The organism is Streptomyces sp. Xyl84 (assembly GCF_059731885.1).
In genome coordinates, this window is sequence record NZ_AP029182.1 from 4,330,631 (window position 1) to 4,350,336 (window position 19,706).

Sequence of the window (19,706 nt, forward strand, 5' to 3'; positions counted from 1 at the left end):
CCTGCCCCCGGGGCCGCGCCGTCGTAGTGCCGCCCCTGACCGCCGTACGGCCCCTTCTGCCTCCGCCCGGCCACCCGGCCCGCCCCGCTGCATCCACCGTCGGCCCGGAGCCCGTTCCCGCCCCACTGCCACGGCACCCCCCGATCCCGTACACGGGAGCCCCTGCGCGCGAACCCCGTACGCGCACCTCCGCACGCGTACCCCCTCACGTGCATCGCCCCACGGAAACCGAAAAGAGCCGCCGCACCCCTGCGGATGCGGCGGCTCCCGGTGAACCAGGTGGGCCGGTGTCAGCGCACGTCGCCCATGAGTTCCTTGACCCGCTTGCGGTACATCCACACCGCGAATCCGGCGACGACCGCGAGGGCGGCCTCCAGCGCGACGATGCCCGTCTTGTCGAGGTTGACGTTGGCGATGGAGAGCAGACCGGTCGTGGCGTCACCGGCGCTGACGGCCAGGAACCAGACGCCCATCATCTGCGAGGCGTACTTGGCGGGCGCCATCTTCGTGGTGACCGACAGGCCGACCGGGGAGAGGGTCAGTTCACCGACGGTCTGGACGAAGTAGATCGCCACCAGCCACAGCGCCGCCGCCTTGTGCCCGCCGTCGGCGATGCCCAGCGGGGCGAGGAAGAGGAAGAAGGACGCGCCGATCAGCACGAGGCCCATCGAGAACTTGACCGCGGTGCTCGGCTCCTTGCCGCGCCGGGCCAGCGCCAGCCACGCCCAGGCGAAGACCGGCGCCAGCGCCATGATCATGACCGGGTTGACCGACTGGTACCAGGAGACCGGGAACTGCCAGCCGAAGACGCTGTTCTCGGCCGACTTCTCGGCGAACAGCGACACGGTCGAGCCGCCCTGGTCGTAGATCATCCAGAAGACGGCCGCGGCGACGAAGAACCAGATGTACGCGCTCATCTTCGACTGCTCGGCCCGGTCCAGTTCCTTGTCCCGCTTGATGCGGGCGATGACCAGGACGGGGATGATCACGCCGGCGAGCGTGAGCGGGACCATCAGCCAGTTCAGGGTGTAGACCCCCGAGAAGCCGACGATCGCGTAGAAGACGACCGCGACGGCCGCCCACACGGCTGCCTTGGTCAGCGTGGACCTCTTCTCCTCGGCGGTCATCGGCGTGGGGACGATGTCCGAGCGGGAGCTGAGGTGGCGTGAGCCGAGCAGGAACTGGGCCAGGCCCAGCGCCATGCCGAGCGCGGCGAGCACGAAGCCGAAGTGCCAGTTGACCTTCTCGCCGATGGTGCCGATCGACAGCGGGGCGAAGAAGGCGCCCAGGTTGATGCCGATGTAGAAGAGCGTGAAGCCACCGTCGCGGCGCGGGTCGTCGGCACCCTTGTAGAGGTGGCCGACCATCGTGGAGATGTTGGACTTCAGCAGGCCCGAACCGATGGCGACGAGACCGAGTCCGGCGAAGAACGTGCCGCTGAAGGGCAGCGCCAGGGTCACGTGTCCCAGCATGATGACGGCGCCGGCCACCGCGACGGTCCTGCGGGGGCCGAGGATCCGGTCGGCGACCCAGCCGCCCGGCATCGCGAGCAGGTACACCAGGGACAGGTAGACCGAGTAGATCGCGGTCGCGGTGGCCGCGTTCATGTGCAGGCCGCCCGGTGCCACCAGGTACAGCGGGAGCAGGGCCTTCATGCCGTAGTAGGAGAAACGCTCCCACATCTCGGTCATGAAGAGAGTGGCCAGGCCGCGGGGGTGGCCGAGGAAGGTTTTCTCGGAACCGGGGGTGCCCGGGCGGACCGAGTCCTTCGTCAGGCTGGACGCCATGGTCGTTCCTTGCTGGTCGGGACGCGCCGCGGCGAGCCGGTACGCGCCCGGTGGGGGGCTGGCCGGCACCGGCGGGCCTGTCGTCCACCCCACGCCCAGGGGAGTTCGCCCCGGATCGCGGGGTGAGGGACGGCGGCCACCGGGATCCACGCCTCGCGACGCGACGATGCGTCCGGTGAGGCCCGGCCCTAGGTCGTTCCTTTCGAGGCCGGGGAGAACCGGCCCGCACGCAAAAGGGACCCTCAGCGTCGAACGAGCGCCAAAGGTCCGCTGCGTGCTACAGGCGTTCAACTCACCATACGGCAGGACAGTGCCGGATATGAAAGGACTTGAGACAGGGATCACAGGAAATGAGGGAACCGCGCAGGCCCTCTTGAGGGTTTTCTCAAGGATGGCGTCCCAGGTCAGCGGTCTGGCACGGACGAGGTGAAAGGTCCGTGACCATGACGCTGGGGCGGGCGCGACCATAGCGCCGGAAGGTAAGAGCACCGGACGCCGATCACACCGCGGGCCACCCCGGCGGGCGCCGCGGGCGGACTACCATCACCCCATGACCCGTGTACTGCTCGCCGAGGACGACGCGTCCATCTCGGAGCCGCTGGCCCGCGCACTGCGCCGGGAAGGTTACGAGGTCGAGGTGCGTGAGGACGGACCCACCGCGCTCGACGCCGGAATGCAGGGCGGTGTCGACCTGGTCGTGCTGGACCTCGGTCTGCCCGGCATGGACGGCCTGGAGGTCGCCCGCCGGCTGCGTGCCGAGGGCCACACCGTGCCCATCCTGATCCTGACCGCGCGCGCCGACGAGGTCGACACGGTCGTCGGCCTGGACGCGGGCGCCGACGACTACGTCACCAAGCCGTTCCGGCTTGCCGAACTCCTCGCCCGGGTCCGGGCCCTGCTGCGCCGCGGCGCCGCCGAGCCGCAGCAGCCGCCCGCCACCCACGGCGTGCGCATCGACGTGGAGTCGCACCGCGCCTGGATGGGCGACGAGGAACTCCAGCTCACCGCCAAGGAGTTCGACCTGCTGCGGGTGCTGGTGCGGGACGCCGGCCGGGTCGTCACCCGCGACCAGCTGATGCGCGAGGTCTGGGACACCACCTGGTGGTCGTCGACCAAGACCCTCGACATGCACATCTCCTGGCTGCGCAAGAAGCTCGGCGACGACGCGGCCAACCCCCGCTACATCGCCACCGTGCGGGGCGTGGGCTTCCGCTTCGAGAAGAGCTGAGTCCGCCGTGCGGGTCCCCCCGGGTCCGGGCACCGTCAGGTAAGAGGTCATGCGCCGCCGACTGATCCAGTCCACGCTCGCCGTGGTGCTCGTCGTGATCGCCGTCTTCGGCGTCTCCCTGGTGATCGTGGAGACCCGCACGATCAGCAACAGCGCGCAGGAGCGGGTCGACTCCGAGGCGCTGCGGCTGGCCAGCATCGTCGACAGCAGACTGCTCGGGGACGAGACCGTCAACGCCGGGATCCTGGCCGAACAGGTGGCCGCGGGCCAGTACGCGGTGATCGGCCTGCCCGGGCACCCGCCGATCGAGGTCGGGACCAAGCCCTCCGGTGACGTCATCCACTCCACCGCCACGGGCGAGCAGGGCGAGACCGTGCGGATGGAGGAGCCGCGTTCCTCCGTCACCCGCGAGGTCGGCCGGACCCTGCTGATCATCGGGCTGGTGGCGCTGCTCGCGGTGGTGGCCGCGGTGCTGCTCGCCATCCGCCAGGCCAACCGGCTCGCCTCCCCGCTGACCGACCTCGCGGAGACCGCCGAGCGGCTCGGCTCCGGCGACCCGCGGCCCCGGCACAAGCGCTACGGCGTCCCCGAGCTGGACCGGGTGGCCGATGTGCTGGACGGCTCCGCCGAACGCATCGCCCGGATGCTGACCGCCGAGCGGCGCCTGGCCGCCGACGCCTCCCACCAACTGCGCACCCCGCTGACCGCGCTGTCCATGCGGCTGGAGGAGATCACCCTCACCGACGACCCGGACACGGTGAAGGAGGAGGCGAACGTCGCGCTGACCCAGGTCGAGCGGCTGACGGACGTGGTGGAGCGGCTGCTGACGAACTCCCGTGACCCGCGCACCGGCTCCGCCGTCTCCTTCGACCTGGACGAGGTCATCCAGCAGCAGACCGCCGAGTGGCGTCCCGCCTACCGCAGCGCGGGCCGGGCGATCGTCAGTTCCGGCAAGCGGCACCTGCAGGCCGTGGGCACGCCGGGCGCGGTCGCACAGGTGCTGGCGGCACTGATCGAGAACTCGCTCATGCACGGCGGCGGCACGGTGGCGCTGCGCACCCGCGTGACCGGGAACCAGGCGGTCGTCGAGGTCACCGACGAGGGCCCCGGCGTCCCCGCCGACCTGGGCGCCCGCATTTTCGAGCGCACCATCAGCGGCCGCAACTCCACCGGCATCGGCCTCGCCGTCGCCCGTGACCTGGCCGAGGCCGACGGCGGCCGCCTCGAACTGCTCCAGGCCCAGCCCCCGGTCTTCGGCCTGTTCCTCTCCCGCACGCCCCCGCCGAAGAGGTCGGCGGAGGACGAGCCGACGGTGCGGTAGCGCGCTCCCGGAGCGGCGGTGGCCCGCCCGGCGCGGCGGCGGCCCGCGTGGCCGGCTGCCGGCCGTGTCGCTGCGGTCGGGCTCAGCGGAAGGCGTCGGTGCGGCTCAGCGGAGGGCGCCTGTGCGGCTCAACGGAAGGCGTCGCTGCGGGTCTTCTTCGTCTCCGCCCGGTGACCCGCCTGCGTCCGGCTCGTGCGCGGGGCCGCCTCACCGGCCGCCGGCAGGGCGCGGAAGACCCAGGAGCGGTACGACCAGAAGCGGAACAGGGTCGCGATGCCGATGCCGAGGAACTTGAAGACGTTGCTCTGCAGCGGGCTGTCCCAGCCGAAGCCGTACGTGGCCAGGTAGAGGACGCCGTTCTCGATCACCAGGCCGATCGCGCTGAACAGCAGGAACAGGGTCAGTTCCTTGGTGCGCCCGCCCTTGTCGCGGTCCCGGTAGGTGAAGTAGCGGAAGCCGATGTAGTTGAAGACGATCGACACGATGGTGGCGATGACACTCGCCCGCACCACCTGGAGGTCGGTCGTGTGCCGCACCAGGTTGAACACGAGCAGGTTGACCAGCAGCCCCGCCCCGCCCACCGCGCCGAACTTGGCGACCTCCCGCCACAGCCGCCCGACGCGGCCCAGCACCGGGTTCGGGGGCGCCGGTGGCGCCGGTCGGTGCCCCGAGGAACCACGTCCCATGGTCGTGCAGGCCCCCGTCCGGGTCGGTGTCGTCAGCCCGCCCATGCTATCCAGCGCGGGCGGGTGCCGCCCGCGCACCGGGCCAGGGCGGAGAAACGGGTCGCGCCGGCCGGCCGAGAACGGGCCGGAGCGGCGGTAGCGGGGCGCGGAATCCGGCCGCACCGGCGCGGCCGATACGCTAGGGGCGTGACGTTCCCGGTAGTCGGCATGGTCGGCGGTGGCCAGCTCGCTCGTATGACACACGAGGCGGGCATCCCGCTGGGCATCAGGTTCAAGCTTCTCAGTGACACCCCCCAGGACTCGGCGGCCCAGGTCGTGAGCGATGTCGTCGTCGGCGACTACCGCGATCTGGAGACGCTGCGTGCCTTCGCGCGGGGCTGCGACGTGATCACCTTCGATCACGAACACGTACCCACCGAACACCTGCGCGCCCTGGAGGCGGACGGCATCCCCGTCCGGCCCGGGCCCGACGCGCTGGTGCACGCCCAGGACAAGGGGGTGATGCGCGCGCGGCTCGACGCGCTCGGCGTGCCCTGCCCCCGGCACCGGATCGTGACCGATCCGGCCGACGTGGCGGCCTTCGCGGCCGAGGGGGACGGCTTCCCCGTCGTCCTCAAGACCGTCCGCGGCGGGTACGACGGCAAGGGCGTGTGGGTGGTGGACTCCGCCGAGGAGGCCGCCGACCCCTTCCGCGCCGGCGTTCCCGTCCTCGCCGAGGAGAAGGTCGACTTCGTCCGCGAGCTGGCCGCCAACGTCGTGCGCTCCCCGCACGGCCAGGCCGTGGCCTACCCGGTGGTGGAGTCCCGGCAGGTCGGCGGCGTCTGCGACACCGTGATCGCCCCGGCACCCGGCCTGGACGAGGACCTGGCGCTGCGGGCCGAGGAGATGGCCCTGCGCATCGCCAAGGAGCTGGGCGTCGTCGGCCACCTCGCCGTCGAGCTGTTCCAGACCCGCGACGGCCGCATCCTCGTCAACGAGCTGGCGATGCGCCCGCACAACTCCGGCCACTGGTCGATGGACGGCGCGGTCACCTCGCAGTTCGCCAACCACGTCCGCGCGGTCCTGGACCTGCCGCTGGGCGACCCGCGCCCGCGCGCGCCGTGGACGGTCATGGTCAACGTCCTCGGCGGCGACTACCCGGACATGTACTCGGCGTACCTGCACTGCATGGCCCGCGACCCCCAGCTCAAGATCCACATGTACGGCAAGGACGTGAAGCCCGGCCGGAAGGTCGGACACGTCAACACCTACGGCGAGGACCTGGACGACGTGCTGGAGCGCGCCCGTCACGCAGCCGGCTACCTGAGAGGCACGATCACCGAATGAGCCCAGTTGTTGGCATCGTCATGGGGTCGGACTCCGACTGGCCCGTCATGGAGGCCGCCGCGAAGGCGCTCGACGAGTTCGAGATCGCCTACGAGGTCGACGTCGTCTCCGCGCACCGGATGCCGCGCGAGATGATCACCTACGGCGAGCAGGCCGCCGAACGCGGGCTCAAGGCGATCATCGCGGGCGCGGGCGGCGCCGCCCACCTGCCCGGCATGCTCGCCTCCGTGACCCCGCTGCCGGTGATCGGCGTGCCGGTGCCGCTGAAGTACCTGGACGGCATGGACTCGCTGCTGTCGATCGTGCAGATGCCGGCCGGGGTGCCGGTCGCCACGGTGTCGGTCGGCGGCGCGCGCAACGCGGGCCTGCTCGCCGCGCGCATCCTCGCCGCGCACGACGAGGACCTGCTGGCCCGGATGCGTGAGTTCCAGCAGGACCTCAACGACCAGGCCACCGAGAAGGGCAAGCGGCTGCGCTCCAAGGTCGAGGGCTCGGCCGGCTTCGGCTTCGGCACGGGGAAGTGAGCACGGTGAGCCGGCTGGAGGAGGCCCGGGAGCTCCTGCGCGAGTTCCCGGTCGTCGACGGCCACAACGACCTGCCCTGGGCGCTGCGCGAACAGGTCCGCTACGACCTCGGCGCCCGCGACATCGCCGGCCGTCAGGACGCCCACCTGCACACCGACATCCCCCGCCTGCGCGCCGGCGGCGTCGGCGCGCAGTACTGGTCGGTGTACGTCCGCTCGGACCTGCCCGACGCCGTCCCGGCGACGCTGGAGCAGATCGACTGCGTACGGCAGCTGATCGCCCGCTACCCGGCGGACCTGGCCCCGGCCCTGACCGCCGCCGACATGGAGGCGGCCCGCGGGCAGGGCCGTATCGCCTCCCTGATGGGCGCCGAGGGCGGCCACTCCATCGCGGACTCCCTGGGCACGCTCAGGGGCCTGTACGCGCTCGGGGTGCGCTACATGACGCTCACCCACAACGACAACGTGGCGTGGGCGGACTCGGCGACGGACGAGCCCGGCGTGGGCGGCCTGTCGGCGTTCGGCCGCGAGGTGGTCCGCGAGATGAACCGCCTGGGCATGCTGGTCGACCTGTCCCACGTGGCCGCGACCACCATGCGGCACGCGCTGGACACCTCGGCGGCACCGGTGATCTTCTCGCACTCCTCCGCCCGGGCGGTCTGCGACCACCCGCGCAACATCCCGGACGACGTGCTCGAACGCCTGCCCGCCAACGGCGGCATGGCGATGGTGACGTTCGTGCCGAAGTTCGTGCTCCAGGCCGCCGTCGACTGGACGGCCGCCGCGGACGAGAACATGCGCGCGCACGGCCTGCACCACCTCGACACCACCGAGGAGGGCATGAAGGTCCACCGGGCCTTCGAGGAGTCGAACCCGCGCCCGGTCGCGACCGTGGCCACGGTGGCCGACCACCTCGACCACATGCGCGAGGTGGCCGGCGTCGACCACCTCGGCATCGGCGGCGACTACGACGGCACGGCCTTCACCCCGGACGGCCTGGACGACGTCTCCGGCTACCCCCGCCTGGTCGCCGAGCTGCTCGACCGGGGCTGGTCGAAGACCGACCTGGCCAAGCTGACCTGGCAGAACGCGGTCCGCGTGCTGGGCGCGGCCGAGGACGTGGCCCGCGACCTCCAGGCGAGTCGGGCACCGTCGAACGCGACGATCGCGGAACTGGACGGCTGAGGAGCGGTGCCGGAAGGCAGTGCCTGGGCGGCACTGCCTTCCGGCACCGGTGACGCGTGAGGGAGGGGCGGCGGGCAGGTGACCACAAGAGGAAGCGCAGATCCTCAAGGCCCCCAACCCCCTCCAGCGGCCGACCGGAGCCGGTCAGTTGGCGCAGAGGCAGAACGGGTGCCCGGCCGGGTCCGCGTAGACCCGGAAGTTCTTGGCGCCCCGGTGGGCCAGCGGTTCGGCGCCGAGCGCGAGGACGCCCTTCTCGGCCGCGTCCAGGTCCTCGACGTCCAGGTCCAGGTGGAACTGCTGCGAGGCGTCGGCGGAGGGCCATTTCGGCGGCACGAACCCGGGCGCCTTCTGGAAGGCGAGCGCCACACCGCCCGGCACCTTCAGGTCCACCCAGTCACCCTCCCCCTCGACGGTCCCGCCCAGTACCTCGGCGTAGAAACCGGCGAGCGCGCGCGGGTCGGGACAGTCCAGTACGACGACACCCAGCTTGGCGAGAGCCATGACTTCCTCCCAGTGTTCGGGGTCACCCCTGTGGTTACCCGTAGGGCCGGGTGACCAGTAACCGTTACCGCATGCTCGCCGGTTGCGGGTAACGACGCAATCGTCCTGCGAGGTACCGTCGCTGACATGAGTGACAGATCGCCCGCACCCGGCGGCCTGGCGCTGGTCGAGTCCCTGGTCAACACCCTGGACATCGAGGCGGCCGCCGACTCGCTCGACACGGCGGCCGGCCGCGCGCGCCTCGGGATCGGCGAGGCGGAACTGCCGCAGGCGCGCGAGCTGCGGGAGTCCCTGCGGGCGGCGCTCCTCGCGCACGCCGGCCACCCCCCGCACCGCCCGGTGACACCGCTGGGCGACCTGCTGGCGCGGGCCCCGCTGCTGGTCGCCGTCGACGACCGGGACGGCAGCGCCACCCTCGCCCCCGCCGACGGCGGGCCGCTGCTCTCCCGGGTCGCCGCCGCCGTCGCCGAGGCGCTGGTCGCGGGCACCTGGACCCGTCTGAAGGCCTGCGAGGCAGGCACCTGCCACTGGGCGTACTACGACCGCAGCCCGGCCGGCCGCCGCCGCTGGTGCTCGATGCAGGTGTGCGGGGCGCGCGCGAAGATGCGCCGGTACCGCGCCAGGGAGCCCTGATCACCGGCGCGGTGGTGCAAGAATGCGGGAAGACGCCGGTTCGGCCGACTGAGCCTCGGCCGAACCGGCGTCGCCCGTACGGGCCCGCCGCGCTAAGAGCTGCGGACAAAAGTGGGCCCCGGCGGCCGGCGCCCGGCACGCGTCCTCGCCGCGTTGCCGGAAGGCCCTGGTAGCTCCGCTACAAGGACCTTCCGGCGCCTTGCGATCGCACGCACCGGACACCGCCCGCTGATCGGAACCCACTTTTGTTCGCAGCTCTAAGCCGTCGGGCGTCCCATCGCCCGGTACGTCCACCCGGCCCGCCGCCACAGCTCCCCGTCGAGCGCGTTGCGCCCGTCGAGGACCAGCCGGGCCGCTACGGCCTCGCCCAGCTCCGCCGGGTCCAGCTCGCGGAACTCCTGCCACTCGGTGAGGTGCAGGACCGCGTCGGCGCCCCGGACCGCCTCCAGCGCCGAGCCGGCGTAGCCGAGCGTCGGGAAGAGGCGGCGCGCGTTGTCCATGCCCTTGGGGTCGTAGACGGTCACTTGACCGCCCTGGAGGTGGATCTGCCCGGCCACGTTGAGCGCGGGGGAGTCGCGTACGTCGTCCGAGTCGGGCTTGAACGTGGCGCCCAGCACCGCGATCCGCTTGCCGAGGAACGGCCCGCCGCCCAGCGCCTGCCGGGTCAGCTCGACCATCCGCCCGCGCTGGCGCATGTTGATCGAGTCGATCTCGCGCAGGAACGTCAGCGCCTGGTCGGCGCCCAGCTCACCGGCGCGCGCCATGAAGGCGCGGATGTCCTTGGGCAGGCAGCCGCCGCCGAAGCCGATCCCGGCGCGCAGGAACTTCCGGCCGATCCGGTCGTCGTAGCCGATCGCCTCCGCGAGCTTGGCGACGTCGCCGTCCGCGGCCTCGCACACCTCGGCCATGGCGTTGATGAAGGAGATCTTCGTGGCCAGGAAGGAGTTCGCGGAGGTCTTCACCAGCTCGGCGGTGGGGAAGTCGGTGACGACGAAGGGGGAGCCCTCGGCGACCGGCGCCGCGTACACCTCCCGCAGCAGCTTCTCGGCCCGCTCGCTGCGTACGCCGACCACGATGCGGTCCGGGTGCAGCGTGTCGCGGACGGCGAAGCCCTCCCGCAGGAACTCGGGGTTCCAGGCCAGCTCGGCGTCCTCGCCCGCGGGCGCCAGGGCGGCGAGCGTCCGGGCCAGCCGGTCCGCGGAGCCGACGGGCACCGTGGACTTGCCGACGACGAGGGCGGGCCCGGCCAGGTGCGGTGCGAGCGAGGCGACCGCCGAGTCGACGTAGGACATGTCACAGGCGTACTCGCCGTGCTTCTGCGGGGTGTTCACGCAGAGGAAGTGGACGTCGCCGAAGGCGCCCACCTCCGCCCAGTCCTGGGTGAAGCGCAGCCGCCCGGTGGAGCCCTCCAGTCCGGCCACGTGCCGGCGCAGCAGGTCCTCGAGACCGGGCTCGTACATGGGGACCTCGCCCCGCCGCAGCATCTCGATCTTCTCCGGGACGACGTCCAGGCCCAGCACCTCGAAGCCCATCTCGGCCATGGCCGCGGCGTGGGTCGCGCCGAGATAGCCGGTGCCGATCACGGTGATCTTCAGGCTCATGGATGCTCCAGGAGGGATGATGGCAATGCGCTGCCCGAGCATATCGGGGGCGTGCGCGTAGCCCGTGCCGGGCAATGTCCCACCTGTCACCCGCTGTCGCCAAGCTCACGTACCGCTCACGTGAGCAGGCCCCTAAAATTCGAGTTACTTAACGGTAATTAGCATCACCGCAACACGGCACCACCGCTCGTCATCACCTGACACACCTGTCATCACCTGTCATCACTGGTCGTCTTTGGAGCGTGAGAGACCTTGGCCGGATCGGCTGACTTCGACCTGTACCGCCCGTCCGAGGAGCACGACATGCTCCGCGACGCCGTCCGCTCGCTGGCCGAGGCGAAGATCGCGCCGTACGCCGCCCAGGTGGACGAGGAGGCCCGCTTCCCGCAGGAGGCCCTCGACGCGCTGGTCGCGAACGACCTGCACGCCGTGCACGTCCCGGAGAGCTACGGCGGCGGGGGCGCGGACGCCCTCGCGACCGTCATCGTCATCGAGGAGGTGGCCCGCGTCTGCGCCTCCTCCTCCCTGATCCCCGCCGTGAACAAGCTGGGCTCGCTCCCGGTGATCCTCTCCGGCTCCGAGGAGCTGAAGAAGAAGTACCTGGGCCCGCTCGCCAAGGGCGACGCGATGTTCTCGTACTGCCTCTCCGAGCCGGACGCCGGCTCGGACGCGGCCGGCATGAAGACCAGGGCCGTCCGCGACGGCGACCACTGGGTCCTCAACGGCGTCAAGCGCTGGATCACCAACGCGGGCGTGTCCGAGTTCTACACGGTGATGGCCGTCACCGACCCGGAGAAGCGTTCCAAGGGCATCTCCGCCTTCGTCGTCGAGAAGTCCGACCCGGGCGTCTCCTTCGGCGCCCCGGAGAAGAAGCTCGGCATCAAGGGCTCTCCGACCCGCGAGGTCTACCTCGACAACGTGCGCATCCCCGCCGACCGCATGATCGGCGCCGAGGGCACCGGCTTCGCCACCGCGATGAAGACCCTCGACCACACCCGCATCACCATCGCCGCCCAGGCCCTCGGCATCGCCCAGGGCGCCCTCGACTACGCCAAGGGCTACGTCAAGGAGCGCAAGCAGTTCGGCAAGCCGATCGCCGACTTCCAGGGCATCCAGTTCATGCTCGCCGACATGGCCATGAAGGTCTCCGCCGCCCGCGCCCTGACCTACCAGGCCGCCGCCGCCTCCGAGCGGGGCGACGCCGACCTCACCTACCAGGGCGCCGCCGCGAAGTGCTTCGCCTCGGACATCGCCATGGAGGTCACCACGGACGCCGTCCAGCTCCTCGGCGGCTACGGCTACACCCGCGACTACCCGGTGGAGCGCATGATGCGCGACGCGAAGATCACGCAGATTTATGAGGGTACGAACCAAGTCCAGCGGATCGTGATGGCCCGCAACCTCCCGTAAGGGGCCCGCGACCGGCCCCGGTGCGCAGCCGGCCGGCGCTCCGCCCCCGGGCCGTCCCCGCTCGCCCGCGGGCGTCCGCCGTCCCGCGCCCCGTCCCGCGCCGCCTTTCCGCGCCGTCGCCCTCCGTCCGCTCCGGACGGAGGGCGACGGCGTTCTGAGGTGGGCGCGGTCGGCGGCCCGGGCTCCGCCGCCCCTCGCACCACCCGAACGGACGCGGCGAACCGGAACCTCCGTCGAATGGCGGACCGGGGTGGGCGGGCGTACGACGGAAGGGCACGGGGCCCGCCCCGGGGCCCCTCCGGCCTCCAGGAGAAGCCATGACCCACACCCAGCCCGGAGCCATGACCGCCATGAGCAAGGAGATGCAGGACTGCGTCGACGCCTGCATGACCTGCCACAACATCTGCGAGGAGGCCATGAGCTCCTGCATGCAGATGGGCGGCCAGGCGCAGATGCAGATCATGCGCGCACTCATGGACTGCTCCGAGACGACCCGGATGTGCGCGGACATGATGATGCGCCGCTCGCCCATGTCGTCCGAGATGTGCGCGATGTGCGCCAAGGCCTGCGACATGTGCGCCGAGGCGTGCATGTCCATGCCCGACGACCAGATGATGATGCGCTGCGCGGAGGCGTGTCGCCGCTGCGCGGAGATGTGCCGGTCGATGGCGGGCGCCAGGATGTGATCCGTCCCCCGGTACGGCGACGGGGCCCCGCGGGCATGTGCCGCGGGGCCCCGCTGCCGGCGCCGTCCGGCCGGGCGTGTCCGGCCGGTCGTGCGTGTCCGGCCGGTCGTGCGTGTCCGGCCGGTCGTGCGTCCGTCCGGCCGGTCGTGCCGGCTCGCCCGGCGGTCCGGTCAGTTGCCGGAGACGGTCACCTTCTGGTCGTTCTTCAGCTCGTCCACCAGGGTCTTGACCTTCGCCTGGTCCCAGCGGACGTTTCCGCCGATGAAACCGGCGACGGGCATGTTCATGGAGGTGCCGTCACCGCCGCTGACGCCCTTCATCGCCCAGAACATGGACGCCAGGTCCCACAGGCTCATGTCCTTGTCGACGATGAGGGAGTCCAGGCCCGCGCCCATCGTCGGGTAGAACTTGAACGGGTTCAGGACCGTCGTCGGGGTGGCGACCTCGTGGGCCAGCGCGGAGAGGAACTTCTGCTGGTTCTTGGTGCGCTGCAGGTCGGAGGCGGCGAAGGCGTGCCGGGTGCGGACGAAGGCCAGGGCCTGCTCGCCGTTCAGCGTCTGCTTGCCCGCCTTGAAGTCGGCGCCGGACCACTTGTCCTTGAAGGGCTTGTCGATGGTCATCTCGACGCCGCCGACCGAGTCCACGATGTTGGCGAAACCGGCGAAGCCTATCTCCACGTAGTGGTCGATGTGCAGACCGGTGTTGTACTCGATGGTGCGCACCAGCAGGGTCGGGCCGTCGTAGGCGTAGGCCGCGTTGAGCTTGTTCTGCCCGAGGGGGCCCTTGATCTTGCCGGACTCCGAACCGCGGAACTGCGGGATCGTGACGTTGGAGTCACGCGGCAGCGAGATCAGCGTGTCCCCGTTGTCCCCGACGTGCAGGATCATCATGGAGTCGGTGCGCTTGCCCTCGGCGGAGCCGGTGTGCAGCTTCTTCTTGTCCGCGGCGGAGAGGCCGTCGCGGCTGTCCGAGCCGACGATCAGGTAGTTCGTGCCCTTGCCGGTCTCCGGCCGGTCGATGACCTTCGACAGGTCGACGTCGCGGTTGAGCTTGGAGTCGGCCCAGAAGTAGGTGCCCACCGAGGTGACCACGAGGAGGGTGACGAGCGTGATCGCGGTCCACTTGATGCGGCGGCGCCAGTTCGGCGCGGGCCGCGGCCCGCGGGTGCGGCCCGCGCCCGGACCGGCCGGCCCGCCGGGCCCGCCCGGACCGCCGCCCGGCCTGCCGTAGACGTGTCCGGTGTTGTAGCCGCTGTCGTAGCCCTGGCCGTCGTCGTAGCCGGGGCCCTCGCCGCCGTCGACGTACGACGGCTGCTGCGGGACGCCGTACGGCGGCGCCGCGGGGCCCTGACCGCCGGGGCCGCCGCGCCGCTGCCCGGGCGGAACCGCCGGACCGCCGCGCCGCACCTGGCGCATCACCCGCGCGCCCTCCGGCTGCGCGCCGGCGCTGCCGCGTCCGTAACCGGGTCCGCGGTTGTCGTCGGACCACCCCTCGGGCCAATCATTCATGTGGCCCAGTGTGCCGGGCCGCGGGGTGTGCCTTACAAGGGCCGTCGGAAAATAAGGTCACGGCTGTTGCCAAGCTGACACAAATTCCCCGGATGCCGGCGCGGCATAAGGTGGAGCCCATGACAGATCAGGCCACCGTCGCGCAATCCGGAACTCCGGAGATACCGGGCAAGCCGACCTCGGCGTCCCGGACCACCCTCAGCCACATCATGACCCACAGCGACACCAACCTGCTGGGCACGGTGCACGGCGGGGTGATCATGAAGCTGGTCGACGACGCCGCGGGTGCGGTGGCCGGGCGGCACAGCGGCGGGCCCGCCGTCACCGCCTCCATGGACGAGATGGCGTTCCTCGAACCGGTCCGCGTCGGTGACCTGGTCCACGTGAAGGCCCAGGTCAACTGGACCGGCAGGACCTCCATGGAGGTGGGCGTCCGGGTGCTGGCCGAACGCTGGAACGAGTCCGCCCCGGCCACCCAGGTCGGCTCCGCCTACCTCGTCTTCGCCGCCGTGGACGCGGACGGCAAGCCCCGCGCGGTGCCGCCGGTGCTGCCCGAGACCGAGCGGGACAAGCGGCGCTACCAGGAGGCCCAGATCCGCCGCACCCACCGCCTGGCCCGCCGCCGCGCGATCAAGGAGCTGCGGGAGCAGCGGGCGGCGGACGGCATCGAGGACTGAGGCACCGCCCCGGCCCTGACGCACCCGGCCGGACTCCGCGGCGCCACCGTGACGACCGTCCCGCAGGCACCGCCGCGACACCGCAGGTCCCGCACCGGTTCCTGGCCCCGCCGGTCCCGCTGACCCGCACCGGTCCCGGCCCCAGCCGGTGTCAGAGGCCCCGGCGTCCCGCCCGGCGGCGGACGGGGTCCCGGAAGCTCCGCCCCGGCCCGGCGCCCCGCGGTCCGGCAGGCACACCGCCCCGGCCCCGGCGCCCCGCGCGTCTCAGTCGCACGCCACCTGGTCGCCCCGCACCACCTCGTTGGCGTCCTGGACCGTGGTCCGCACGCGCACCTTCCGCACCTCGCGGAAGCCGCTCCCGGCGATCACCCGCAGCGTGGCGCCCTGCCCCGGCACGGGCCGCAGCTCGCTGCCCGGCAACGCCGCGGCGAGCGACCTGGCCGAGCGGTCCCACCGGGGGTCGTAGAGCACGACGGTCCGCTCGACCCCGCGTTCCTTCGCGTCGACGGGCGCCCTGGTGGTGCTGAACCCGGCCCCGGCCAGCGCGGTGTCCACCCGCCGGGCGAGTCCCGCCGTCCCGGTGCCGTTCTCCACCTGGACCCGGATCCGCTGCGGCGGGACCTCCACGGCGGCGGTGCCGTCCGGCGTGCGGGCCGGTCTGCGCACGGCCAGCGGACGGTCGTCGCGCAGCGCCCGGAAGAGCCGGTCCGCCTGCGCCTGGTCCCACTTCACGGTGGAGCCGAGCCCCTTGACCGGGAAGGACGTCTGGGCGACCGGGACGGTGGTGAACTCGGACGAGGACGGCGAGAAGTTGCGCATCGCCCGCCCGAGGTCGAGCAGCTCGTCGGTGTGGAAACCCTGGTCGGCGCGGACCGAGCCGAGCACGGCCCGGGTCACGTCCCGGAACTTCATGGGGTTCAGCAGCACCCGCGAGGAGGTCGCCCGGTCGATCAGCGCGGCCAGGAAGAGCTGCTGGCGCTTCATCCTGCCGAAGTCGCTGGCCCCGTCGACGTGCCGGGAGCGGACGTACTGCAGCGCCTGGCCTCCGGTGAGGGTGTGGACGCCCGCGGGCAGGTCCAGCCCGGTGTAGGTGTCCCTCATCGGCAGCGCGGTGCAGATCTCGACGCCGCCGAGGACGTCCACGGTCCGCATGAAGGTGGTGAAGTCCACCTCGAGGTAGTGGTCGATCTTCAGGTGGGTCATGCTCTCGACCGTGCGCACGGTGAGGCTCGGGCCGCCCTCCGCGTACGCCGCGTTCAGCTTGACGGGGTGCGGCGGGTGCTGCTTGCCGGTGTTCCGGTCGAGGTGGGCGGGCAGGTCGACGTAGGAGTCCCGGGGCAGGCTGACGACGCTGGCCCGCTCCCGGTCCTGGGAGAGGTGCACGATCATCATCGTGTCGGTGCAGTGGCAGGGCTGGCCGCCGAGCCGGTAGCGCTGCCGCTCCTGTTCGCTGATCTTGTCGCGGCCGTCGGTGCCGACCAGCAGGACGTTCATGCCGTGGCCCGTCGGCGGCCGGTTCTTCATGTCCTTGAAGGGGTCGATCCGCGTGATGTCGGCGTCCAGGCTGGAGACCACCGCGTGCCCGATCCCGGCGGAGGCGAGGACCACCACGGAGACCGTGGTCGCCGCCCGCATGGCCCAGCGCGGCCTGCGGCGCGGCGGGGGCGCGTACGGCATGCGGGCCGCCCGCGAAGGTGCGGCGGGCTGCCGCGGTCCGCGCCGCGGAGGGGCGGGCGGCCGGGGCGGCCGGGGCGACGTGGTGGACATGGGGGACACCTCCGCATAGGGCGTGGGTGGACACCGTGAGCACCGTAGGCCCATACGATCTGCTGCCCGGCCAGGCGGACCCCGCGGCGCGCACCGGTGTCCCCCGTTCGCGGTAACGTGAGCACCGATGAACGCCAACTCCGACGTGCGGTTCCCCGCCGTTTCTGTGATCATGCCCGTCCTCGACGAGGAGCGGCATCTGCGCGGGGCCGTCGAAGCGATCCTCGCGCAGGAGTACGACGGCGAGATGGAGGTCGTGATCGCCCTGGGTCCGTCCACGGACCGCACGGACGAGATCGCCGCCCAGCTCGTCCGTGACGACCCGCGCGTGCACACGGTCCCGAACCCCACCGGCCGCACCCCCGCCGCGCTCAACGCCGCGATCAAGGCCTCCCGCCATCCGATCGTGGTCCGCGTCGACGGCCACGGGATGCTCTCGCCGAACTACATCGCCACGGCGGTACGGCTCCTGGAGGAGACCGGCGCGCAGAACGTGGGCGGCATCATGCACGCCGAGGGCGAGAACGCGTGGGAGCACGCGGTCGCCGCCGCCATGACGTCGAAGATCGGTGTCGGCAACGCGGCCTTCCACACCGGTGGTCAGGCGGGCCCGGCCGAGACGGTCTACCTGGGTGTGTTCCGCCGTGAGGCGCTGGAGCAACAGGGCGGCTACAACGAGGAGTTCATCCGCGCCCAGGACTGGGAGCTGAACTTCCGCATCCGTGAGGCGGGCGGCCTGATCTGGTTCTCGCCCGAGCTGCGGGTCTCCTACCGGCCCCGGCCGAACGTGAAGGCGCTCGCCAAGCAGTACAAGGACTACGGCCGCTGGCGGCACGTCGTCGCCCGGTACCACGAGGGCTCCATCAACCTGCGCTACCTCGCCCCGCCGACCGCCGTGTGCGCCATCGCCGCCGGGATCGTGGTGGGGGCCGCGGTGACCCCCTGGGCCCTCGTCGTCCCCGGCGGCTACCTGGCGGCCATCGTCGCCGGTTCCCTGCCGGCCGGGAAGGGCCTGCCCCTGGCGGCGCGCCTGCGCATCCCGGTGGCCCTGGCCACCATGCACATGTCCTGGGGCTGGGGCTTCCTGACCAGCCCCAAGTCCCTGGCGAAGCGAGTCATCGCCTCCCGGCGGCCGGCGGTCGTCACCACCGGCTGAACAGCCGTCCCCACCATGCCGAGGGGCCCCTCACCGCGCCGCGGTGAGGGGCCCCTCGGCATACGGACCCGCGCCTACCACCGGTAGGGCGCGTACACGTCCATGCACTGCGTGGTGTCCGCGCCGTTGATGGCGTCGGAGTTCTCCGGGATGTCGCCGGCCTTGGGGGCCTCCTGCCGGGGGTAGCTGCCGCCCTTGCGCCAGTCCGCGCCGACGACGACGGTGACGCCGGAGACGTCCGTCGACCTCTCCACCGAGGTCGTCGGGATGCCCAGGGCGGTGGCGACCCGTTCGGCGTCGCCCTTCAGCTCGGCGCTCGGGTAGCGCACGACCGTCTCGGACGCGGACGGGGTCACCGAGCTGTCCGCCGCCGCCTTGGCGAAGCCCTTCTGCGCCAGCTCCTGGCTGATGGCGGTCGCCCGGTGCGGGACGGCGGCGAGGGTGGAGGTGCCGGTGCCGTTCTGCACCGCGACGCCGATCTGCCCGTCCGGGTGAGCCGGTTGCGTGGCGGGCGGGGTCTTGTCACCGCTCTTGCCGGCGTTCTTCTTCGCGTCCTCGGGCCTGCCGTGGGAGTCGAAGGCCACGTCGTCCCGGATCAGCTTCCAGATCTTCTGGGCGTTGGCGCCGTCGGGGACGACGTGGTCGCGGTTCTGCGGGTCCTGGACGTTGGGCATCGTCGTCATCGTGATGCGGTCGGTGGGGACCGTCTTGAGCTGCATGGCGAGGTCGTACAGCTTCTTGCCGGTGCCGATCTCCTCGGAGACCTGCAGCGACTTCGTGGCCGCCTCGGCCAGATCCAGCAGCCGGCCGGTGTCGGTGAAGATGCTCTGGCTCTTGAGCGTGCGGATCATCGAGTTCAGGTACATGTGCTGGGCCCGGGCCCGCAGCAGGTCACTGCCCCAGGCGTGCCGGGTGCGCAGCCACTGGAGGGCCTGCACGCCCTTGACCTTGTGGGTGCCGGCCGTCAGTTTCAGACCGGAGCCGCCGTGCGCGGCGGCTGTCGAGCGGTCCCACACGTTCTGCTTCACGCAGACGTCCACGCCGCCGATGGCGTCCGCCATCTTCACCACGCCCGCGAAGTCGATCGTCATCCAGTGGTCGATGTACACACCGGTGAGGTTCTGCCAGGTGGCGAGGGTGCAGCCGGCGCCGCCACGGGCCAGGGACTCGTTGATGATGGCGTTGGTCGCCGGGTACTTCGTGCCCGTCTTCGGGTCCCTGCACGCGGGGATGTCCACCCGGGTGTCGCGCGGGATGCTCACCACCTCCGCGCTCTTGCGGTCCGCGGACAGGTGGATCAGCATCTGCACGTCGCCCAGCGGCGGGCTGCCGCGGTTCTCCCGGCTGCCGCCGAGCGCGACGTTGGCGTCGGAGTTGCGGCTGTCGGAGCCGATCAGCAGGATGTTCACGGGCGTCTGGCCGTCGGCGTTGGCCTTCGTCTTCTGGGCCTTTGAGTCGCCGCTGTCGCGCTCGCCCTTGCGTATGTTGCCGTTGAGGTGTTCGTAGTAGAGGTATCCGGCGCCGGCCGTGCCCAGTATGACCACCGCGAGCACCGTGGCCGACCAGCGCAGCACGCGCCGTCTGGGTCCTCTGCCGCCGGTGCCCCGGCCGCCGTTGCCCCGTCCGTGTCCGCTTCCGCCCCGACGGCTGTGTCCGCCTCCGGCGCTCTTCTCGTGCTGCGCCAGAGGCATCGTGTCCTCGACCGCGGGCC

At 71.8% G+C, this 19,706-nt stretch carries 17 protein-coding genes; 10 read left to right on the forward strand and 7 right to left on the reverse strand.

What is annotated here, in order from left to right:
• Positions 1 to 290: 290 nt before the first annotated feature.
• Positions 291 to 1,787, reverse strand: a complete 1,497-nt coding sequence (locus AC6I72_RS18885; protein WP_498002145.1) for an oligopeptide:H+ symporter — start codon at positions 1,785 to 1,787, stop codon at positions 291 to 293.
• A gap of 550 nt (positions 1,788 to 2,337) precedes the next feature.
• On the opposite strand from AC6I72_RS18885, the gene AC6I72_RS18890 reads away from it, so the two are divergent.
• Both AC6I72_RS18890 and AC6I72_RS18895 read left to right on the forward strand, forming a co-directional pair.
• The gene (locus AC6I72_RS18890) at positions 2,338 to 3,015 is read left to right on the forward strand and encodes a response regulator transcription factor (protein WP_018566970.1); all 678 of its coding nucleotides are present in this window, start codon (positions 2,338 to 2,340) and stop codon (positions 3,013 to 3,015) included.
• Between the two features lie 49 nt (positions 3,016 to 3,064).
• Positions 3,065 to 4,336, forward strand: a complete 1,272-nt coding sequence (locus AC6I72_RS18895) for a sensor histidine kinase (RefSeq protein ID WP_498002148.1) — start codon at positions 3,065 to 3,067, stop codon at positions 4,334 to 4,336.
• Between the two features lie 128 nt (positions 4,337 to 4,464).
• On the opposite strand, the gene AC6I72_RS18900 is transcribed toward AC6I72_RS18895, so the two are convergent.
• Positions 4,465 to 5,022: a GtrA family protein gene (locus tag AC6I72_RS18900; protein WP_498002149.1), complete on the reverse strand. Its 558-nt coding sequence runs from the start codon at positions 5,020 to 5,022 to the stop codon at positions 4,465 to 4,467.
• A gap of 186 nt (positions 5,023 to 5,208) precedes the next feature.
• Between AC6I72_RS18900 and AC6I72_RS18905 the strand changes: the two genes are divergently transcribed.
• From AC6I72_RS18905 to AC6I72_RS18915, 3 genes are read left to right on the forward strand one after another with little or no spacing between them, the layout of a single operon-like run.
• Positions 5,209 to 6,348, forward strand: coding sequence for a 5-(carboxyamino)imidazole ribonucleotide synthase (locus tag AC6I72_RS18905; RefSeq protein ID WP_498002150.1), 1,140 nt, complete (start codon positions 5,209 to 5,211; stop codon positions 6,346 to 6,348).
• Positions 6,345 to 6,872, forward strand: coding sequence for a 5-(carboxyamino)imidazole ribonucleotide mutase (gene purE / locus AC6I72_RS18910; protein ID WP_498002152.1), 528 nt, complete (start codon positions 6,345 to 6,347; stop codon positions 6,870 to 6,872). The genes AC6I72_RS18905 and purE overlap by 4 nt, the downstream gene beginning before the upstream one ends.
• 5 nt (positions 6,873 to 6,877) lie before the next feature.
• Positions 6,878 to 8,056, forward strand: coding sequence for a dipeptidase (locus tag AC6I72_RS18915; RefSeq protein ID WP_498004736.1), 1,179 nt, complete (start codon positions 6,878 to 6,880; stop codon positions 8,054 to 8,056).
• A gap of 144 nt (positions 8,057 to 8,200) precedes the next feature.
• On the opposite strand, the gene AC6I72_RS18920 is transcribed toward AC6I72_RS18915, so the two are convergent.
• A complete protein-coding gene (locus AC6I72_RS18920; protein WP_498002153.1) occupies positions 8,201 to 8,557 on the reverse strand; it encodes a VOC family protein in 357 nt (118 codons plus the stop codon).
• Between the two features lie 126 nt (positions 8,558 to 8,683).
• Between AC6I72_RS18920 and AC6I72_RS18925 the strand changes: the two genes are divergently transcribed.
• A complete protein-coding gene (locus AC6I72_RS18925) occupies positions 8,684 to 9,190 on the forward strand; it encodes a CGNR zinc finger domain-containing protein (protein WP_498002154.1) in 507 nt (168 codons plus the stop codon).
• A 257-nt stretch (positions 9,191 to 9,447) separates the two neighbouring features.
• Here the strand turns inward: AC6I72_RS18925 and AC6I72_RS18930 are convergent, their stop codons facing one another.
• A complete protein-coding gene (locus AC6I72_RS18930; RefSeq protein WP_498002156.1) occupies positions 9,448 to 10,791 on the reverse strand; it encodes a UDP-glucose dehydrogenase family protein in 1,344 nt (447 codons plus the stop codon).
• A gap of 252 nt (positions 10,792 to 11,043) precedes the next feature.
• Here AC6I72_RS18930 and AC6I72_RS18935 point away from each other — a divergent pair, with 252 nt between their 5' ends.
• Both AC6I72_RS18935 and AC6I72_RS18940 read left to right on the forward strand, forming a co-directional pair.
• Complete coding sequence (locus tag AC6I72_RS18935; RefSeq protein ID WP_037852918.1) at positions 11,044 to 12,201, forward strand: acyl-CoA dehydrogenase; 1,158 nt, start codon at positions 11,044 to 11,046, stop codon at positions 12,199 to 12,201.
• Positions 12,202 to 12,518: 317 nt separating this feature from the next.
• On the forward strand, positions 12,519 to 12,887 hold the full coding sequence (locus AC6I72_RS18940) for a four-helix bundle copper-binding protein (RefSeq protein ID WP_498002158.1): 369 nt from the start codon (positions 12,519 to 12,521) through the stop codon (positions 12,885 to 12,887).
• 170 nt (positions 12,888 to 13,057) lie between these two features.
• Here AC6I72_RS18940 and AC6I72_RS18945 read toward each other — a convergent pair whose 3' ends face one another.
• Positions 13,058 to 14,395, reverse strand: coding sequence for an LCP family protein (locus AC6I72_RS18945; protein ID WP_498002160.1), 1,338 nt, complete (start codon positions 14,393 to 14,395; stop codon positions 13,058 to 13,060).
• A 119-nt stretch (positions 14,396 to 14,514) separates the two neighbouring features.
• Between AC6I72_RS18945 and AC6I72_RS18950 the strand changes: the two genes are divergently transcribed.
• Positions 14,515 to 15,072, forward strand: a complete 558-nt coding sequence (locus AC6I72_RS18950; RefSeq protein WP_498002162.1) for an acyl-CoA thioesterase — start codon at positions 14,515 to 14,517, stop codon at positions 15,070 to 15,072.
• A 264-nt stretch (positions 15,073 to 15,336) separates the two neighbouring features.
• Here the strand turns inward: AC6I72_RS18950 and AC6I72_RS18955 are convergent, their stop codons facing one another.
• The gene (locus AC6I72_RS18955) at positions 15,337 to 16,839 is read right to left on the reverse strand and encodes an LCP family protein (RefSeq protein WP_498002163.1); all 1,503 of its coding nucleotides are present in this window, start codon (positions 16,837 to 16,839) and stop codon (positions 15,337 to 15,339) included.
• 127 nt (positions 16,840 to 16,966) lie between these two features.
• Here AC6I72_RS18955 and AC6I72_RS18960 point away from each other — a divergent pair, with 127 nt between their 5' ends.
• Positions 16,967 to 17,995 carry a glycosyltransferase family 2 protein gene (locus AC6I72_RS18960; protein WP_498002165.1) on the forward strand — a complete coding sequence of 343 codons (1,029 nt, stop codon included), beginning with the start codon at positions 16,967 to 16,969 and terminating at the stop codon, positions 17,993 to 17,995.
• A gap of 74 nt (positions 17,996 to 18,069) precedes the next feature.
• On the opposite strand, the gene AC6I72_RS18965 is transcribed toward AC6I72_RS18960, so the two are convergent.
• Positions 18,070 to 19,686: an LCP family protein gene (locus AC6I72_RS18965; RefSeq protein ID WP_498004737.1), complete on the reverse strand. Its 1,617-nt coding sequence runs from the start codon at positions 19,684 to 19,686 to the stop codon at positions 18,070 to 18,072.
• Between the last annotated feature and the right edge of the window lie 20 nt (positions 19,687 to 19,706).

Bases quoted from the DNA above. Each gene is read 5' to 3' on its own strand.
- AC6I72_RS18920 (WP_498002153.1), bottom strand. From the start codon at position 8,557: ATGGCTCTCGCCAAGCTGGGTGTCGTCGTACTGGACTGTCCCGACCCG.
- AC6I72_RS18930 (WP_498002156.1), bottom strand. From the start codon at position 10,791: ATGAGCCTGAAGATCACCGTGATCGGCACCGGCTATCTCGGCGCGACC.
- AC6I72_RS18960 (WP_498002165.1), top strand. From the start codon at position 16,967: ATGAACGCCAACTCCGACGTGCGGTTCCCCGCCGTTTCTGTGATCATG.
- AC6I72_RS18950 (WP_498002162.1), top strand. From the start codon at position 14,515: ATGACAGATCAGGCCACCGTCGCGCAATCCGGAACTCCGGAGATACCG.
- AC6I72_RS18925 (WP_498002154.1), top strand. From the start codon at position 8,684: ATGAGTGACAGATCGCCCGCACCCGGCGGCCTGGCGCTGGTCGAGTCC.
- AC6I72_RS18965 (WP_498004737.1), bottom strand. From the start codon at position 19,686: ATGCCTCTGGCGCAGCACGAGAAGAGCGCCGGAGGCGGACACAGCCGT.
- AC6I72_RS18955 (WP_498002163.1), bottom strand. From the start codon at position 16,839: ATGTCCACCACGTCGCCCCGGCCGCCCCGGCCGCCCGCCCCTCCGCGG.
- AC6I72_RS18945 (WP_498002160.1), bottom strand. From the start codon at position 14,395: ATGAATGATTGGCCCGAGGGGTGGTCCGACGACAACCGCGGACCCGGT.
- AC6I72_RS18885 (WP_498002145.1), bottom strand. From the start codon at position 1,787: ATGGCGTCCAGCCTGACGAAGGACTCGGTCCGCCCGGGCACCCCCGGT.
- AC6I72_RS18895 (WP_498002148.1), top strand. From the start codon at position 3,065: ATGCGCCGCCGACTGATCCAGTCCACGCTCGCCGTGGTGCTCGTCGTG.
- AC6I72_RS18890 (WP_018566970.1), top strand. From the start codon at position 2,338: ATGACCCGTGTACTGCTCGCCGAGGACGACGCGTCCATCTCGGAGCCG.
- AC6I72_RS18940 (WP_498002158.1), top strand. From the start codon at position 12,519: ATGACCCACACCCAGCCCGGAGCCATGACCGCCATGAGCAAGGAGATG.
- AC6I72_RS18900 (WP_498002149.1), bottom strand. From the start codon at position 5,022: ATGGGACGTGGTTCCTCGGGGCACCGACCGGCGCCACCGGCGCCCCCG.
- purE (WP_498002152.1), top strand. From the start codon at position 6,345: ATGAGCCCAGTTGTTGGCATCGTCATGGGGTCGGACTCCGACTGGCCC.